The sequence below is a fragment of the Massilia sp. CCM 8734 genome, assembly GCF_011682155.1.
Classification (GTDB): domain Bacteria; phylum Pseudomonadota; class Gammaproteobacteria; order Burkholderiales; family Burkholderiaceae_D; genus Telluria_A; species Telluria_A rubra.
Map to the genome: position 1 here is coordinate 1 of NZ_WHJI01000012.1, position 16436 is coordinate 16436.

At 64.6% G+C, this 16436-nt stretch carries 14 protein-coding genes; 8 read left to right on the forward strand and 6 right to left on the reverse strand.

Annotated elements, in window-relative coordinates; all coding sequences use genetic code 11:
* Positions 1–167: 167 nt before the first annotated feature.
* Both F2P46_RS13025 and F2P46_RS13030 read right to left on the reverse strand, forming a co-directional pair.
* Entirely contained in the window at positions 168–1838 is a 1671-nt protein-coding gene (locus F2P46_RS13025) for a hypothetical protein (RefSeq protein WP_166889955.1), read from the reverse strand.
* A 229-nt stretch (positions 1839–2067) separates the two neighbouring features.
* Positions 2068–2298, reverse strand: a complete 231-nt coding sequence (locus F2P46_RS13030) for a TonB family protein (protein WP_166889956.1) — start codon at positions 2296–2298, stop codon at positions 2068–2070.
* Between the two features lie 243 nt (positions 2299–2541).
* Here F2P46_RS13030 and F2P46_RS13035 point away from each other — a divergent pair, with 243 nt between their 5' ends.
* Both F2P46_RS13035 and F2P46_RS13040 read left to right on the forward strand, forming a co-directional pair.
* Positions 2542–3393: an MOSC domain-containing protein gene (locus F2P46_RS13035; RefSeq protein ID WP_166889958.1), complete on the forward strand. Its 852-nt coding sequence runs from the start codon at positions 2542–2544 to the stop codon at positions 3391–3393.
* A 113-nt stretch (positions 3394–3506) separates the two neighbouring features.
* Positions 3507–4637, forward strand: a complete 1131-nt coding sequence (locus F2P46_RS13040) for a sensor domain-containing diguanylate cyclase (protein WP_166889960.1) — start codon at positions 3507–3509, stop codon at positions 4635–4637.
* Positions 4638–4871: 234 nt separating this feature from the next.
* Here F2P46_RS13040 and F2P46_RS13045 read toward each other — a convergent pair whose 3' ends face one another.
* Positions 4872–6854 carry a monovalent cation:proton antiporter family protein gene (locus F2P46_RS13045; protein WP_166889962.1) on the reverse strand — a complete coding sequence of 661 codons (1983 nt, stop codon included), beginning with the start codon at positions 6852–6854 and terminating at the stop codon, positions 4872–4874.
* Between the two features lie 130 nt (positions 6855–6984).
* On the opposite strand from F2P46_RS13045, the gene F2P46_RS13050 reads away from it, so the two are divergent.
* From F2P46_RS13050 to F2P46_RS13075, 6 genes are read left to right on the forward strand one after another with little or no spacing between them, the layout of a single operon-like run.
* Positions 6985–7983: a KpsF/GutQ family sugar-phosphate isomerase gene (locus F2P46_RS13050; RefSeq protein WP_208296611.1), complete on the forward strand. Its 999-nt coding sequence runs from the start codon at positions 6985–6987 to the stop codon at positions 7981–7983.
* Between the two features lies 1 nt (position 7984).
* On the forward strand, positions 7985–8527 hold the full coding sequence (locus F2P46_RS13055) for an HAD family hydrolase (RefSeq protein ID WP_166889967.1): 543 nt from the start codon (positions 7985–7987) through the stop codon (positions 8525–8527).
* A 21-nt stretch (positions 8528–8548) separates the two neighbouring features.
* Complete coding sequence (lptC, locus tag F2P46_RS13060) at positions 8549–9172, forward strand: LPS export ABC transporter periplasmic protein LptC (protein WP_166889969.1); 624 nt, start codon at positions 8549–8551, stop codon at positions 9170–9172.
* On the forward strand, positions 9169–9798 hold the full coding sequence (gene lptA / locus F2P46_RS13065; RefSeq protein ID WP_166889972.1) for a lipopolysaccharide transport periplasmic protein LptA: 630 nt from the start codon (positions 9169–9171) through the stop codon (positions 9796–9798). The genes lptC and lptA overlap by 4 nt, the downstream gene beginning before the upstream one ends.
* A complete protein-coding gene (gene lptB, locus F2P46_RS13070) occupies positions 9795–10553 on the forward strand; it encodes an LPS export ABC transporter ATP-binding protein (protein WP_166889974.1) in 759 nt (252 codons plus the stop codon). Before lptA ends, lptB begins: the two co-directional genes overlap by 4 nt.
* Positions 10554–10555: 2 nt before the next feature.
* Entirely contained in the window at positions 10556–12028 is a 1473-nt protein-coding gene (locus tag F2P46_RS13075; protein WP_166889978.1) for an RNA polymerase factor sigma-54, read from the forward strand.
* Between the two features lie 25 nt (positions 12029–12053).
* On the opposite strand, the gene F2P46_RS13080 is transcribed toward F2P46_RS13075, so the two are convergent.
* From F2P46_RS13080 to F2P46_RS13090, 3 genes are all read right to left on the reverse strand, one after another.
* A complete protein-coding gene (locus F2P46_RS13080) occupies positions 12054–13376 on the reverse strand; it encodes a tetratricopeptide repeat protein (RefSeq protein ID WP_166889981.1) in 1323 nt (440 codons plus the stop codon).
* Positions 13377–13594: 218 nt separating this feature from the next.
* On the reverse strand, positions 13595–14914 hold the full coding sequence (locus F2P46_RS13085) for a hypothetical protein (protein WP_166889985.1): 1320 nt from the start codon (positions 14912–14914) through the stop codon (positions 13595–13597).
* 173 nt (positions 14915–15087) lie between these two features.
* Positions 15088–16425 (reverse strand): hypothetical protein, encoded by a 1338-nt coding sequence (locus F2P46_RS13090; protein ID WP_166889988.1) that lies wholly within the window; start codon positions 16423–16425, stop codon positions 15088–15090.
* Between the last annotated feature and the right edge of the window lie 11 nt (positions 16426–16436).

Here is a 16436-nt window from a genome sequence, read left to right on the forward strand (position 1 = left end):
CGTCGTTGGATCGAGGAGCATCAAAAGCGAATGACTCTTCATGAGCTTGCTCAGGCCCTCACCCAGCTACGAAATATGATCAAGACATATGACGTTTGAGGGGAAGGGTCAGGGTCAGACCCCGGTTTTTCCGTTAGGGGTCTGACCCCGGTGTTAAGTCCCCGGTATCACACACCCTGGTCAGCGCTGGCGCGCGGCTTGCGGCGGCGCCGGATCAGCGCACCGATGCCGATCACGCCGCCCAGGGCGATCCCGGCAACCGGCAGCGGCACCGGGCTCGATGCCTTCGGCGGCGGCGCATTGGCGTCGCGCAGCGCGTCGGGAAACGGGCGCGCTCCGACCGGGACGATTTTCCAGTCGGCCTGGTTGGGCGGCGTGCGCTGCCTGTATTCGCTGAACGAAAACACCGGGTTCGATCCCATCACGCGGCTCGACGGTATTTGCGGAATGCGCACCAGCACCAGCGCCTCGATATCGCCCTGCAGCTGCTTTTCGTACGCCGTCAGCTTGCGCGCCTTGCCCTTGGTCGCGCCCACCAGTTGCAGCAGGTCGTTGCCGGCCGCCTCGAACGCCACCGCCGGATACAGGCGCACCTGTTCTTCGGTCAGGTAATCGTACATCTTGCGCCCGCTGGCCAGGCTCATGTCCTTGGCCGACAGGTAAGCGTACGCGCCCAGCGCCTTGAGGTTGCTGGTCGGTCCGCGCTGCGGCACGTTCCAGCCCAGCCCCTTGAACACGTCCAGGCTGATGCCGGCGCAGTTGGCCTTCGCATGCTGGTAGGTGAAGTCGTGGCGGTAGAACTGGTTGAACACGCGCTGCACGCCACCCTGGTAGGCGGCCGCCGTGCGCGCGTTGCTCAAGACCGCCACCAGCATGTACGAGGGCCGGTAATACTGCTGGCCGCTGTTGAGGTCCATCAAGTAGTTATCCATCGGGACCGGCGCGGCGATGATGCCTTTTTCGCTGACCGAATCGAGGTTGTAGAAGTTATTGACGATCCAGTCCGACCATTCGCCCTCGCGCCCGAGGTAGCCGGTGGCGACCGCGAAGTGGCCGCCGTAGGCTTCGTCGTCGTCGCCCTGGGCGCCGTTGAGCATCACGCCGATGACCGGCTTGTCCTGCCACTGGCGGGCCTGGCCGGGTTTGCGCTCCCACAGCAGGCGGGTCGAGAACGGGCTCGATGCGCCGCCGCCTTCCGCGCGCACGTAGGTGGCGAAGCTTTCGTCCTTGCCCAGCGGCTGCGCGCGCATCTTGGCCTGGTCGATCGCGAAGTCCTTGGGCCAGACGGTGCGCGCGACGAACGACGACTTGCCGTCCGCTTCGTTGTAGGTGCCGCGCATGCGCACTTCGCGCTGGGCGAAGAAGGCGGTGGTCTTGGGGTCCCAGTACGACAGGTTGCTGGCCAGTTTGGGCGCCAGCGCCAGGCTTGTTACGGCATCGTCGCTGCTGCGCACGTGGGCGCCGTCGGCCAGGATGTGGGCGTCATCGAGAATGTGCGGGGCGCCCAGCCACACCAGGCCGGGGAGCGCCAGCTGGTTGCTGGCGCCGTCCGGCGCCCACTCCTTGGTCCCGCGCACGATATCGCCGCTGCGCTTGAAGCTCGATACCGGCTGCGACGGCAGCGGCACCGCCAGTACTTCGTTCTGGAAATACCACAGGCCTTGCTTGACCGTGACGCAGTCCGGGCAGTTGCCATTGCTGAGCCGAAATTGCATGGCCGGCAGCAGCCCGAGTCGTTCTCCGGCGAGAGCGCTTTTCAGCCCTGCCGGTTCGGTTGCCTGTGTGCCTGCCGACATCAGCAGCACGCCGGCACCGAGTAAAGAACGGGTTTTCAACATAAGTTGTCCTTGAGCGTTAATGAGTAAAACCGCAAGCTTGCAAATCTACACGGGTTGCGTGACATCGCGATGATTTAAACTGCTTTAGAGCAAGAAAGAGGATGGAAAAGACACATTTTTCGACGTTCTGTTGTGATCACGGAAACAAGTAGTCAGCTTCTGTATCATTGTCGGCAACACAAGCATCCGCTCGGCGCCCGTTGCACGGCGCCTGTTGCACGACGCCCACTTAGTCGAGCGTCCAGACGTGTCGCATTTTGATAACATCCTGCACCGGCTTGGCGCCGAGGCGCGCCGGACGGAAGCGGCAGCGCGACAGCGCGACGATGGTGGCCTCATCCCACAGGCGATGGCCGGCGCTTTGCTCGACGCGTGCCGTGAGCACGCGGCCATCGGGCCCGATGACAAACGCAATCCCGACCGGGGCGAGCTCGTCGATCCGGACGCGCGTCGTGGCCATTGCGGCGCCGGGCAGGAGTTGGCGAGTACCGACGCCGGGATGCGTTCATGGGGTGATCGGGCGTACACCGGCGCGGCCAGCAACAGGCACGCGGGAAGCAGGAGATGGCGCATGAATCGGGCTGGGTCGACAGGGATACGCTTGCGAGGCCGCTAATGTACACCATCCTTGCCCGAATGGCGCCATCGGACAAAAACTGAGATAGACTTGGTTTTTCTCAACCTTCATGACGACGTAAACACGATGGCGATCCTGTCCCAACTGGTTTTGTACCCGATCAAGTCCTGCGCCGGCATCTCCGTGCGCGAAGCCACGCTGACGCGCTCCGGCCTGTCGGTCGATGCGGTGTACGACCGCGAATGGATGCTCATCGACGAGCACGGGCAGTTCCTCACGCAGCGCGAGCATCCGCGCATGGCGCTGATCGTGCCGCGCCTGTTGTCCGACACGCTCGAGCTGCGCGCGCCGGGCATGCTGCGCCTCGAAATCCCGCTCGGCCTGCCCGACCCCGACCACGAAGTCACGCGCGAAGTGACAGTCTGGGAAGACACCGTGCTGGCCTACGACTGCGATGAAACCACCGCCACCTGGTTTTCGAAAGCGATCGGCGTGCCGTGCCGGCTGGTGCGCTTCCACGCCACCGCCACCCGTTTTTCGAGCACCAAGTGGACCGGCGGATCGGCCGAGCCGACCCTGTTCTCGGACGGCTATCCGATCCTGGTGGTGGGCCAGGCCTCGCTCGACGACCTGAATCAGAAAATGCAGGCGGCCGGGCGCGATGCGCTCCCCATGAACCGCTTCCGCCCGAATATCGTCATCGAAGGCATCGAGGCCTTCGAAGAAGACTACGCCGACCATTTTGCGCTGGGCGAGGCGCGCCTGAAACCGGTCAAGCCCTGTTCGCGCTGCCCGATTCCGGCGGTCGACCAGGCCAGCGGCGAGCCGGGTCCCGATCCGCTCGACATCCTGCGCACCTACCGCAGCAAGCCGGCCATGGACGACAAAATCTGTTTTGGCATGAATGCGATCGTGACCGACGGCGATGGCGAGCGCCTGCAGGTGGGCCAGCCGGTGACCATGACATTGGCGTTCTGAGGCCGCGGGCAGTCCTCCAAATACGACACGGCGCAATTTTTCGTTTTCAAGGCCGGCCGGATGGCGTAAGGTGGCAGAATTGTCGAGGTCGACAGGAAAAAGGTGGGAACCGTATGCATGATCCCGGCGCCGCGGCGCGCGATGTGGAAGCCGAAAACGAGTCCTTGCGCGCGCGCCTGGACTATCTGGTGGAGCAGGCCGAGCGCAATCACGAGATCATGTGCCGGCACCAGGCGTTCGACCTCGAGATCGTCGGTTCCGACAGCTTCCAGGCGCTGATCGGCACCATCTTCCGCAGCCTGCCGGCGATTGCCGGTCTCGATATCGTCACACTGAGCCTGGTCGACGAAGACGCCGACATCCGTACCGTGATGGACAAGCTGGGTGTGGACTTCAACGATTTTCCGCACATGATTTTCGTGGACGCGGTGGCGGCGCTGGGCTTCGTGCCGTCGCGCAGCGAGGTGTTCACCGGCCCGCCCAAGCCGATGCTGGGGCCTTACCATCCGGCCGGGCACCAGCCGATGTTCCCGAACCAGCCGCCCGGCCTGCAAAGCATCGCGCTGGTGCCGCTGCTGCGCAACAAGCGCCTGATCGGCAGCCTGAATCTGGGCAGCCTCGATCCGACCCGCTTTACGCCGGCCATGGCCACCGACTTCATCGAGCACATGGCGTCGATCATCGCGATTTGCCTGGAAAACGTGATCAGCAACGAAATGCTCAAGTATATCGGGCTGACCGATTCGCTCACCGGGGTGTACAACCGGCGCTACATCGACCGTCGCCTGCTGGAAGAAATCGGCCGCGCGCGGCGCCAGGCGTACCGCATTTCATGCCTGTACATCGACATCGACCATTTCAAGCTGGTCAACGACAGCAGCGGGCACCAGGGCGGCGATGAAGTGCTGCGCGAGGTGGCCGCGCGCATCAAGGCCGAGCTGCGCCTGTCGGATGCGCTGGGGCGCTTCGGGGGCGAGGAATTCGTGGTGCTGCTGATCGATGCGAACCTCGACAGCGCGACCCAGGTGGCGCAGCGGATCTTGCAGAGCATCGCGGGCGCGCCGTTCGTCTTGTCGACTGGGGAAAACTTGCGTATTTCGGTGTCGATCGGGGCGGCCACGCTCGATGATTTCGAGCGCGATCACGCGATCGAAGGCGTGGCGCAGGAGTTGGTGGCGCATGCCGATTCGGCGCTGTACAAGGCGAAAGAGGGCGGGCGCAATCGGGTGGTGTCGTTTACCTGATCACTAGGAGTCTGCGCGGCAGAAGCTCGTCGGCCGAAACGGGTGGAGAAAAGTCCCACTTCCCACCCATTTCTCGATCTGTAGCGACGGCTACGGACCTCAAAAGTGGGCGTGAACTGGGTTCTTTTCCCACCCGTTCCGCCTCGACTCCTTCTGCCGCGCAGACTCCTAGCCCGTCGTCCCCGGCATTGCCGAAACCGACTCCCCGCCGGCGCGGGGACGACGGCATAGGGGCTAATGCAGCAAGCGCTCCTCGGCGCGGTTCACCGCATCGGCCGACCCGCGCAGCACCACCACATCGCCCACTTCCAGCTGCGTGAGCGGCGTCACATCGAGCCGCTCCTTGCCGCGTCGCACGGTGGTCACATCGGCCCCCAGCTGGCCCAGGTCCAGCTGGTCGATGCGCTTGCCGACCGAGGCCGCATCTTCGCGCAGGGTCACGGAATGGAGCCGCACGAACAAATGCTCCGGATCGTCGCTGACGTCGCCGCTGCCATGAAAATACCCGCGCAGCGACGCATAGCGCTCGTCGCGCGCGCTCTGCACCCGGTGCACCACGCGCCGCAGCGGCACGCCCATCATCACCAGCGCGTGCGAAGCGAGCATCAAACTGCCCTCCAGCGCTTCCGGCACCACTTCCGCCGCCCCCGCCTTTTTCAGCACATCGAGATCGGTATCGTCATAACTGCGCACGATCACAGGCAAGGTCGGCGCCAGCTCGTGCACCAGGTGCAGCACCTTGATCGCCGACGGCGTGCTGGCATACGTGATCACCAGCGCGCTGGCGCGGTAAATCCCGGCCGCCACCAGGCTTTCGCGGCGCGCCGCGTCGCCATACGACACATCCGCGCCGGCCGCCTGCGCTTCCTGCACCCGCTCCGGGTCCAGGTCGAGCGCCTGGTAAGCCACTTTTTCCTCGGTCAGCAAGGTCGCCAGGGTCTGGCCGCTGCGTCCGAAGCCGGCGATGATCACGTGCTTCTGGGTCGACATGGTGCGGCTGGCGATTTGCGTCAGCTGGAGCGACTGCATCATCCACTCGTTGGACGAGACCTTCATCACGATCTGGTCCGACTTGGCGATGATGAACGGCGCCACCAGCATCGACAGCACCATCGACGCCAGCACCAGCTGGATGATGAAGTCGTCGATCAGGCGCGCTCCGGACGTCAGGTTGAGCAGCACGAAGCCGAATTCCCCCGCCTGCGCCAGCGCCAGGCCGGTGCGTATCGACACGCCATCGGACGCGCCGAACAACTTGGCCAGCACCGCGATCAGGGCGAACTTGAGCAGCACCGGCAGCACCAGCAAGAGCAGCACCAGCCACCAGTTTTCCAGCACCAGGCCGACATTGAGCAGCATGCCGACGGTGATGAAAAACAGCCCGAGCAGCACATCGCGGAACGGCTTGATGTCTTCTTCCACCTGGTGCTTGTACTGGGTCTCGGAGATCAGCATGCCGGCCACGAACGCGCCCAGCGCCAGCGACAGGCCGGCGTGCTCGGTGATCCAGGCCGCGCCCAGGGTAATCAGGAGCAGGTTGAGCATGAACAGCTCCTGCGAGCGGCGCTTGACGACGATGGCGAACCACTTGCGCATGATCTTCTGGCCGATGAACAGCAGCAGCACCAGCACGATCACCGCTTTCACGCCGGCCCAGGCCAGCGTTTCGGCCAGTTCCTCCGGAGGTTTGCCGAGCGAAGGAATCAAGATCAGGAGCGGCACCACCGCCAGATCCTGGAACAGCAAGATGCCGATGATCTTGCGGCCATGCCCGCTTTCGAGTTCGAGCCGCTCGGTCAGCATCTTGACCACGATCGCGGTCGAGGACATGGCCAGCGCGCCGCCCAGCGCGAACGCGGCCTGCCAGGTGATTTTCAGGCCCGGCAGCTGGGTCGCCAGCAGCCAGCCAAACAGCATGGTGGCGACGATGGTGAGCACCACCTGGGCCATCCCCAGGCCGAACACGATGCGCCGCATCGCCATCAGCTGCGAGAGGGAGAATTCGAGCCCGATCGAAAACATCAGGAACACCACGCCGAATTCGGCCAGGGTTTCGGTGGTTTTGCTGTTTTCGGCCAGTCCCAGGGCGTGCGGGCCGATCAGGATGCCGACGGCCAGGTAACCGAGCATCGGCGGCAGGTGCATCATGCGGAAAGCGACCACGCCCAGTACGGCGCTGCCTAACAGAAGGAGGGTGAGTTCTAGTCCTGAAAACATGCGGTGCCGTGTAAAGAAATGGTAAAGGCCGGCCGAAAACACGGGGTAACCACGATTTCTGCGTCTGGCAAGTTTTTTGCTTTCGCAATTCGTTTATACTTCTGCCATGAGTGTAACCCATGAAAAAACAATGCTGAAAGCTTTTGACAAAAACCTCACGCAACGCGCCATGCAACTGGCCCGCGAGACCTTGGCAATCGAAGCGGACGCCATCCGCGCCCTGCACGCGCGCCTGGAGACCGACGACAGCGTCGGCCAGGCCGTCGGCCTGCTGATGGAGTGCGGCGGGCGCGTGGTCGTCTCCGGCATGGGCAAGTCGGGCCATATCGCGCGCAAGATCGCCGCCACCCTGGCCTCGACCGGCACCCCGGCCATGTTCGTCCACCCGGGCGAAGCGGCCCACGGCGACCTTGGCATGGTCACCGCGCAGGATGCCTTCATCGCCATCTCGAATTCCGGCGAGACGGCCGAGCTGATGTCGATCCTGCCGATCATCAAGCGCATGGGCGCACCGCTGATCGCCATGACCGGCAACCCGCAATCGAGCCTGGCGCTGCTGGCCGACGTGCACCTCGACGTCTCGGTGGCCAAGGAAGCCTGCCCGCTCAACCTGGCGCCGACCGCCAGCACCACCGTCACCCTGGCGCTGGGCGACGCGCTGGCCGTGGCGCTGCTCGACGCCCACGGCTTTAAAGAAGAAGATTTCGCCCGCTCGCATCCGGGCGGCGCGCTGGGACGGCGCCTGCTGACCCACGTGCGCGACGTCATGCGCAGCGGCGACGCGGTGCCGGCCGTGACTGCCGATGTGTCGCTCTCGGTGGCCCTGCTCGAAATCACCCAGAAGGGGATGGGCATGACCGCTATCGTCGATGACGCCGGGCACCCGGTCGGCGTATTTACCGACGGCGACCTGCGCCGGCTGATCGAGCGCGTGCAGGATTTCACGAAGATCACCATCCGCGACGTGATGCACGCCGACCCGCGCCGGGTCGGTCCCGACCAGCTGGCGGTCGACGCGGTGGCCATCATGGAAGAATTCCGCATCAACCAGATGCTGGTGGTCGATTGCGCCGGCAAGCTCGTTGGCGCCCTGCATATCCACGACCTGACCCGCGCCAAGGTGATCTGACATGACCGAGCCCGCAAACCAACTGGCCCACATGCAGCGCGCCGCCGCCGTCAAGGTCATGATTTTCGACGTCGATGGCGTGCTCACCGACGGCAGCCTGACCTACGGCCCCGATGGCGAAGCGACCAAGACCTTCAATGTGCTCGACGGCCTGGGCATCCAGCTGCTGCAAAAGAGCGGCGTGGCCACCGCCATCATCAGCGCGCGCCAGTCGCCGATCGTGGTGCGGCGCGCCGCCGACCTGGGCATCATGCACGTCCACCAGGGCATCCACGACAAGCGCGTCGCCTTTGCCAAATTGCTGGAAGCGACCGGCGTCACCGCCGCGCAGTGCGGCTACATCGGCGACGATGTGATCGACCTGCCGCTGCTGCTGCAGGTCGGCTTTGCCGTCACCGTGCCGACCGGGCATCCAGAAGTGCAGTACCGCGCCCATTACGTCACCAAGGCCGGCGGCGGGCGTGGCGCGGTGCGCGAAGTGTGCGACCTGGTCATGCGCGCGCAAGGCACCTACGACGCGGCACTGGCGCCGTACTTCGCCTGATGCACACCACAGGAGACCACCATGCATAAGCGCACCGCACACCGCTGGCGCCTGACCGCGATCATGGTGGTCGGGACCTTCTTCGCCTTCGGCACCTTCTGGCTGGTCCAGCTGGCGCAAAACGGCGACGACACGGTCGATCCGAACACCTTCAAGAATGAACCCGACTACATCGTCGAACAATTCAGCTTCGTGCGCATGACGCCCGAGGGCAAGCCGCGCTACCTGGTGTCCGGCGCCAAGCTCACGCACCGCCCGATCGACGATTCCTCCGATGTCGAGCTGCCGGTGCTGCAGGGCGTCGCGCCCGGCCAGCCGCTCACCACCATCACCTCGCAGCGCGCGCGCATCCGCCACGCCCAGAACCAGGCCGACCTGATGGGCGATGTCAAGGTGGTGCGGCCCGAGTCGCCCAACAACCGCGCGATGGAACTCAAGACCGAAGCACTGACCGTCTTTACCGACGAAGACCGCATGACGTCCGACCAGCCGGTCCAGGTCACGCTGGGCAATTCCACCATCAGGGGAACCGGCATGGAAGCGAACAACGCGACGCGCGAGCTCAAGTTCGCCAGCCGCGGGCAGATCGTGTATCCACCGAAAGCGGCGCGCGCAGCGCCAACCATCACAGGTAAACCACAATGAAAAAATTCCTAGCCATCGCCCTGCTGGGCCTGGCCGCGGCCACCGCGTCCGCCGAAAAGGCCGATTCCGCCAAGCAGGCGGTGATCACTTACGATTCCCTGGAGACCAATGAAGTGACCCAGGTGACGATCCTGACCGGGAACGTGGTCGTCACCAAGGGCACGCTGATTCTCAAGTCGGACCGCGCCGTCATCAAGGAGACGCCCGAAGGCGACATGTTCGTGACCCTGACCGCCAGCGCCGGCAAGGCTGCCACCTTCCGCCAGAAGCGCGACGGCGGGCCCGACCTGTGGATCGAAGGCCAGGCCCAGCGCATCGAATACGATGAACGCAACGACATGATGAAGCTGTTCTCGAACGCCAGGATCCGCCAGCTCGAAGGGCAGAAACCGACCAACGAAATCGAAAGCGAATTCATTTCCTACGACAGCCGCAAAGAGGTGTTCGTGGCGCGTAATGACGCCAGCGGCGTCAACAAGCCGGGCCAGGGTCGCGGCACCATGATCATCGCCCCGCGCAAGCCGCGCGCCGCGCCGGCCACGCCGGCGGCCGGCGCGCCGGCGGTGACGCCCGCACCAGCGCCGGCGCCCGCGCCGACCACCACGCCAGTTGCGGGAAATCCATGATCGAACCGAAAAATTGCGGCAGCACGCTGATCGTGCGCGGCCTGCAGAAAAGCTACGGCAAGCGCCTGGTCGTGCGCGACGTCTCGTTGCAGGTCGACTGCGGCGAAGTGGTCGGCCTGCTCGGCCCGAATGGCGCCGGCAAGACTACCTCGTTCTACATGATCGTCGGCCTGGTGCCGTCGGACGCGGGCACGATCGATATCAGCGGGGTCGATATTTCGAGCCTGCCGATTCACCGGCGCGCCGCGCTCGGCCTGTCGTACCTGCCGCAGGAAGCGTCGGTGTTCCGCAAGCTGACCGTGGAAGAAAACATCCGCGCCGTGCTGGAGCTGCAAAAGGTCGATGGCAAGTCGCTCACCAAGGCGCAGATCAACGAACGGTTGGATACCCTGCTGGCCGACCTGCAGATCGAAAAACTGCGCGAAAACCAGGCCATGTCGCTCTCGGGCGGCGAGCGGCGCCGGGTCGAGATCGCGCGCGCGCTGGCGACCAACCCGCGCTTCGTGCTGCTCGACGAACCGTTCGCCGGGGTCGATCCGATCGCCGTCATCGAGATCCAGCGCATCGTGCGCTTCCTCAAGCAGCGCGGCATCGGCGTCCTGATCACCGACCACAACGTGCGCGAAACGCTGGGTATCTGCGACCGCGCCTACATCATCAACCAGGGCGCGGTGCTCGCCTCCGGTCGTCCCGACGATATCATCGCGGATGAATCCGTGCGTCGGGTCTACCTGGGCGAACACTTCCGGATGTAGGCATGAAACAGTCCCTTCAACTACGCACTTCCCAGCACCTGGCCCTCACGCCCCAGTTGCAGCAGTCGATCCGGCTGCTGCAGTTGTCGACCCTGGAACTGCACCAGGAACTGGAACAGCTGTTGACCGACAATCCGCTGCTCGAACGGCTCGACGATCCGCTCGATCATTCGGTGCGCCTGTTGGGCGATGGCGCCATCAGCAGCACCTCGACGCCGACCGAAGCGACGCCCGAGCCGGGTGCGCAGGATGCGCCGGCGCCGAGCGAAGGCGAGAATTTCGAAGGCGGCGAAGCGGACAGCCCGTCCAGCAACGACAACGATGGCGAGTGGGGCGACCTCGGTCGCGCCAAGACGCCCGACGACGAGGATTCGCGCCCGCAGCTCGAAGCATCAAGCACCACCTTGCGCGAGCACCTGATGGAGCAGATGCGCGTGACCGTGCTCGAAGCGCGCGACCGGGCGCTGGTCGAACTGATCGTCGACGCCATCGACGACAACGGCTACCTGACCGAGTCGCTCGAAGAGATCCACGAGCGCATGCCGCCCGAGCTGGAGATCGAGATCGACGAACTGCGCACCGTGCTGGCGCTGCTGCAAAGTTTCGATCCGAGCGGGGTATGCGCGCGCAATGCGTCCGAATGCCTGGCGCTGCAGATCCGGCGCATGCCCGGCGTGCCGATGGTGACGCGGCGCATGGCGCTGACCATCGTCGAAAACCACCTGACCTGGTTCGCCCAGCGCGAATTCAACAAGCTGAAAAAAGCGCTCGATTGCGACGATGAAGACTTGCGCGAGGCGCAGACCGTGATCCGCCAGTGCAATCCGCATCCGGGCGCGGAGTTCGCGTCCGACGTGTCGGACTACGTGGTGCCGGACGTGATCGTGCGCAAGGCAAAAAACGGCTGGTCGGTGATGCTCAATAACGACGTGATGCCGCGCCTGCGCGTAAACAGCATGTACGCCGCGCTGCTCAAGCAGGGCAAGGGCGAAGGGCAGATGGGCGCGCAGCTGCAGGAAGCCAAATGGCTGATCAAGAACATGCGCCAGCGCTTCGACACCATCTTGCGGGTGGCCGAAGCGATCGTCGAACGCCAGCGCAATTTCTTCTCGCACGGCGCGGTGGCGATGCGACCGCTGGTGCTGCGCGAAATCGCCGACACGCTTGGCCTGCACGAGAGCACGATCTCGCGCGTGACCACGCAAAAGTACATGATGACGCCGCACGGCATGTTCGAGCTGAAGTATTTTTTCGGCAGCCACGTGGCCACCGAAGCGGGCGGCGAAGCGTCATCGACGGCGATCCGCGCGCTGATCGTGCAGCTGACCAGCGCCGAAGATCCGAAGAGCCCTCTGTCGGACAGCAAGATCGCCGACATGCTGGGCGAGCAGGGCATGGTGATTGCGCGCCGCACGGTCGCCAAGTACCGCGAAGCGCTCAAGATTCCGCCGGTCGCCCTGCGCAAGTGCCTGTGACCGGGCGGGCAGGTTTGCGCAGCGCTTACAAGAACTGCGGGTAGTCGCGCAAGAGCGACTGTTCCAGTTGGTCGACGTTGCCGAACAGGTCGAGCTCCCCGCCGTTCGAGATGCGTCGTCCCGCATCCCAGCTACGCCAGGCGCGCACGGTGTCGTCGCTTCTGTAAAGGGACATTCCGAGGCCGGCGTAGGCCGATGCCATTGCCGGATTGGCCTGCAGCGCCTTGGCGTACAACGCAGCTGCTTCGCGGTACCTACCCAACTCTTTGAGGTTATCGGCTTCAAACAGCATCAGGACGTGTTGCTTGCGTGTAGTGTGCTTGCGCAGTTCCTGCAGCGTGGCGAGCGTCGCTTCCAGTTCCGCCTTGGTCTCTTGTTTGCGCATCACCGCCGCAAGGCTGCTCAACTGCGGGTTGGCCTGGAACAGCGCCCGCTGCGCCGGCGTCGGCATGACCGGATCGCCCCCCCCGGAGAATACCCATTCGTTCATCCCCAGCATAGCGTCCAGCACGCGATTGTCGGCGAACGCCTGCGCGGTTTCGCGCTCGAACGCCTGCCTGGCCGCCGCTGTCGGCGGTGCTGCGCTGATGGCTCCCTTGTCGAGCACCTGGTCGATCTCGTCACCTTGCGGCGCGCGCAGCTTGTACGCGGCCAGACTGTAGCTGGCCGGTGCGCCTTGCTTGACGGCGCTGATCGTATAGGTACGCGTTTCGCTGTAGCCTTCGATCTGCTTGTGGTAGGTGACCAGGCTGGCCGGCAGGCGTGGTTGGGCGGAGAGGCGCGTCAGCACGCGCGGATGGGTACCGAAAGTGCGCAGGATGCGTGCGAACATGGCCGCGTCGCCGGCGCTGACGCTGGTTCCGCCGGCGCCGATACTGGCCAGGCGAAAGCCGTCGACAGCCAGCACCGTGGCGCCGCCTTCGGTCGATTCGGTCAGCGTGCGCGCCGCCACCTCGACCGACAGATTGTTTTCCAGCTCGATCAGGCCGTAGGTCGGCGTGAAGCTGCCTTTCTTTTTGACTGCGAGCAGGCGATAGGCGATGGTGTCGAACATCGAATAGGCCACGTAGCTGCGGCTTGGCTCGTCGATTTGATAGCGGCGCCGCGTGACCAGGTCGACAATCGTCGTTTCCTTCGCGTCTTGCACGGTCAGATAGCGTTCGCCCTGCGTGACCTTGAATTTATGCGTCTCGTTCGGTATGGGGACGCCGCCGCGCGTGGCGCCCGTGTAGTTGACGGCGACATGCAAGTCGAAGGTGATGGCGGCGCACGCCGGCGCGCCAGCGGCGCCCAGGGTGCCCAGCATCGCCAGGCGCAGCAGGGAAGTGGAGGTGTATCGCGTGAACATGGTTGGCCCGCTATGGTGGTGATAGACGGACCATTATAAGAGGAAGAGATTGTCGTAACGCTATCTTTTGGCGGTCAGCCGGCGGCTGCGCGCAGGGTAGCGCAGCTCTGTACCGCCGGTATCGGAGCGTCATTCTTCTTGCGTGCGGGCCGTCCGACGCCCTGCGTCGGTCGCCCTGCGCAAGTGCCTGTGACCGGGAGAGCAGGTTTGCGCTGCGCCTACACGAACTCCGGGTAGTTGCGCAAGAGCGTTTGCTCCAGTTGATCGACGTTGCCGAACAGGTCGAGCTCCCCACCGCTCGAGATGCGTCGTCCCGCATCCCAACTGCGCCAGGCGCGCATGGTATCCTCGTTTCTGTAAAGTGCCATTCCCAGGCTGGCGTAGGCCGACGCCATCGCCGGATTGGCCTGTAGCGCGCTGGCGTAGAGCGCAGCAGCTTCGCGATATTGGCCCAGCTCTTTGAGGTTGTCGGCTTCAAACAGCATCAGGACGTGTTGCTTGCGCGTGGTGTGCTTGCGCAGGTCCTGCAGCGTGGCGATGGCCGCTTCCAGTTCCGCCTTGGTATTTTTTTCGCCCATTGTCGCGCCCAGCCTGATCAACTCCGGGTCGGCCTCCACCAGCGCATGTTGCGCCGCCGTACGCGTTATCACATCGCCCCCCGAACATACCCATTCGTTCATCCCCAGCACGGCGTCCAGCAAGCGATTGTCTGCGAATGCCTGCTCAGTTTCGCGTTCGACGGCTTGTCTGGCCGCCGCCGTCGGCGGGGCTGCGTTGACTGCTGCCTTGTCGAGCACCTGGTCGATGTCGTCACCCTGCGGCGCGCGCGGTCTGTATGCGGCGAGGCTGTAGCCGGCCGGTGCGCTTTGCTTGACGGCGCTGATCGTATAGGTACGCGTTTCGCTATAGCCTTCGATCTGTTTGTGGTACGTGACCAGGCTGGACGGCAGGCGTTGTTGGGCGGAGAGCCACGCCAGCACGCGCGGATGGGTGCCGAAAGTGCGCAGGACGCGTGCGAACATGGCCGCGTCGGGGGCGCTCACGCTGGTACCGCCGGCGCCGATACTGGCCAGGCGAACGCCGTCGACGGCCAGCACCGTGGCGCCGCCTTCGGTCGACTCGGTCAGCGTGCGCGCCGCCACCTCCAGCGACAGATTGTTTTCCAGCTCGATCAGGCCGTAAGTCGGCGTGACGCTGCCCTTCCTCTTAATTGCGAGCAGGCGAGAGCCGATGGTGTCGAACATCGAAAAGGCTACATAGCTGCCGCTTGCCTCGTCGATGTGATAGCGGCGCCGCGTGGCCAGGTCGGCAATCGTCGTTTCCTTCGCGTCTTGCATGCTCAGATAGTGTTCGCCCTGCGTGATCTTGAATGTATACGTGTCGTTCGGTATGGGTATGCCGCCGCGCGTGGCGCCGGTGTAGTTGGCAGCGATATGCAGATCGTAGGTCATGCCCGCGCACGCCGGCACGCCAGCGGCGCCCGAGGGCCCCACGGTCGCCACGCGCAGCAGGGCAGTGGGGGTGAATTGTGTGAACATGGTGGCTCGCTATGGTGGTGATAGACGGGCCATTATAGGGGGAGGGATTGTCGTAAATGCTATCTTTTGACGGTCAGCCCGCGGCTGCGCGCAGGGTAGCGCAGCCCTGTACCGCCGGTATCGGCCTGCCATCCTTCTTGCGGGCCGTCCGGCTGGCGCACCGTCGCGCCGGCTCAAAAATATTCCGGATGCTCGCGCAGCAGGTTTTGCTCGTGCTGGTTCACCGCTTTGAACAAGTCCAGCGCGGGCGCCATGCGCCGTCCCGCGTCCCAGCTGCGCCAGGCGCGCGGCGTTTCGTACATCTTGTAGAGCGCGTCGCCCATATCCTTGTACGCCCCGGCCAGCGCCGGATTGGTGCGCAGGACGCTGGCGTACAAGGGCAAGGCGCCGCGCACGTCTCCCAATTTGCCGCGCAAATTGGCTTCGAACAGCATCACGATGTGCTGCTTGCGCGTGCTTGACTTGCGCAGTTCCTGCATCTTCGCGACCGCCGCTTCCAGCTCCGCTTTCGACTTGAACCGCATCAAACCCAGATAGGCCTGGGTGGCCGGATCGGCGCGCAGCAGCGCCGTGCGCTGCGCAGTCGGCTTTATCGGCTCGCCGCTGACAAACGACCATTCGGCCATGCCGAGCATGCCGTCGAAGATGCGCTTGTCGGCAAACGCCTGCGCAGTTTCGGCCTCGAACGCTTGCTTGACCGCCGCCGTCGGCGGCGCCGCATTCGCCTGCGCCTTGTCGAGCAACTGGTCGATCTCGTTACCCTGCGCGGTGCGCGCCGTGTACGGCTTGAGGTCGTAGCTGGCCGGGGCGCTGTGCTGGAGCGCGCTGATGGTATAGGTGCGCGCTTCGCTGTAGCCAATCTGCTTGTGATGCATGACGAAGCCGGCCGGCACCCGCTTTTCGCCCGACAGGCGCGCCAGCACCAGCGGATGGCCGCCGAAACGGTAGCGCATCATGCGCTCGAACTGGGCCGCGTCGCTGGCGCTGATGCTGGTGCCGCCGGCCGGGATCCGCGCCAGCGGGTTGCCGTCCACCGCCAGCACGGTGGCGCCGGCCTCGTTCGATTCGGACAGCTTGCGGCCGGCCGCGGTGAGCGAAAAATTATGCTCGTCGAAGACCGGGTCGAACACCGGCCCGGCCCCGGCCTTGCGCAGGTTCTCGCCGAGGAATGCGCGGTTAAGCAGTTCCGACTTGCGCGAGCCGATGCCGTCGAACAGCGAATAGTCGACATAGCTGGCGCTGGCCAGGTCGACCTGATAGCGGCGTCGCTGCGCAAAATCGTAGATCATCGATTCGCCCGCCGCGCTCACCGACAGATAGCGTTCGCCCAGCACCACCTTGTACTGCTTGATGTCGTCCGGCGGCGGGTTGTCGCCATGCATGGCCACCGTGAATTTGGTGCTCACGCTCATGTCGAAACTGAGAACGGCCAGGGCCGGCGCGGCGGCGGCGCACAGGGCCCCGGCCAGGGCCAGGCGCAGCAGGAAATTGGGGGCGGTTCGCTTGAACATGATCGGCTCGG

What these genes read in the sequence shown, in the direction of transcription:
- lptA (WP_166889972.1), top strand. Translation starts at nt 9,169, where the DNA reads ATGAAAAAATTCCTAGCCATCGCCCTGCTGGGCCTGGCCGCGGCCACC.
- F2P46_RS13030 (WP_166889956.1), bottom strand. Translation starts at nt 2,298, where the DNA reads ATGGCCACGACGCGCGTCCGGATCGACGAGCTCGCCCCGGTCGGGATT.
- F2P46_RS13075 (WP_166889978.1), top strand. Translation starts at nt 10,556, where the DNA reads ATGAAACAGTCCCTTCAACTACGCACTTCCCAGCACCTGGCCCTCACG.
- F2P46_RS13080 (WP_166889981.1), bottom strand. Translation starts at nt 13,376, where the DNA reads ATGTTCACGCGATACACCTCCACTTCCCTGCTGCGCCTGGCGATGCTG.
- lptB (WP_166889974.1), top strand. Translation starts at nt 9,795, where the DNA reads ATGATCGAACCGAAAAATTGCGGCAGCACGCTGATCGTGCGCGGCCTG.
- F2P46_RS13055 (WP_166889967.1), top strand. Translation starts at nt 7,985, where the DNA reads ATGACCGAGCCCGCAAACCAACTGGCCCACATGCAGCGCGCCGCCGCC.
- F2P46_RS13050 (WP_208296611.1), top strand. Translation starts at nt 6,985, where the DNA reads ATGCTGAAAGCTTTTGACAAAAACCTCACGCAACGCGCCATGCAACTG.
- lptC (WP_166889969.1), top strand. Translation starts at nt 8,549, where the DNA reads ATGCATAAGCGCACCGCACACCGCTGGCGCCTGACCGCGATCATGGTG.
- F2P46_RS13035 (WP_166889958.1), top strand. Translation starts at nt 2,542, where the DNA reads ATGGCGATCCTGTCCCAACTGGTTTTGTACCCGATCAAGTCCTGCGCC.
- F2P46_RS13085 (WP_166889985.1), bottom strand. Translation starts at nt 14,914, where the DNA reads ATGTTCACACAATTCACCCCCACTGCCCTGCTGCGCGTGGCGACCGTG.
- F2P46_RS13090 (WP_166889988.1), bottom strand. Translation starts at nt 16,425, where the DNA reads ATGTTCAAGCGAACCGCCCCCAATTTCCTGCTGCGCCTGGCCCTGGCC.
- F2P46_RS13025 (WP_166889955.1), bottom strand. Translation starts at nt 1,838, where the DNA reads ATGTTGAAAACCCGTTCTTTACTCGGTGCCGGCGTGCTGCTGATGTCG.
- F2P46_RS13045 (WP_166889962.1), bottom strand. Translation starts at nt 6,854, where the DNA reads ATGTTTTCAGGACTAGAACTCACCCTCCTTCTGTTAGGCAGCGCCGTA.
- F2P46_RS13040 (WP_166889960.1), top strand. Translation starts at nt 3,507, where the DNA reads ATGCATGATCCCGGCGCCGCGGCGCGCGATGTGGAAGCCGAAAACGAG.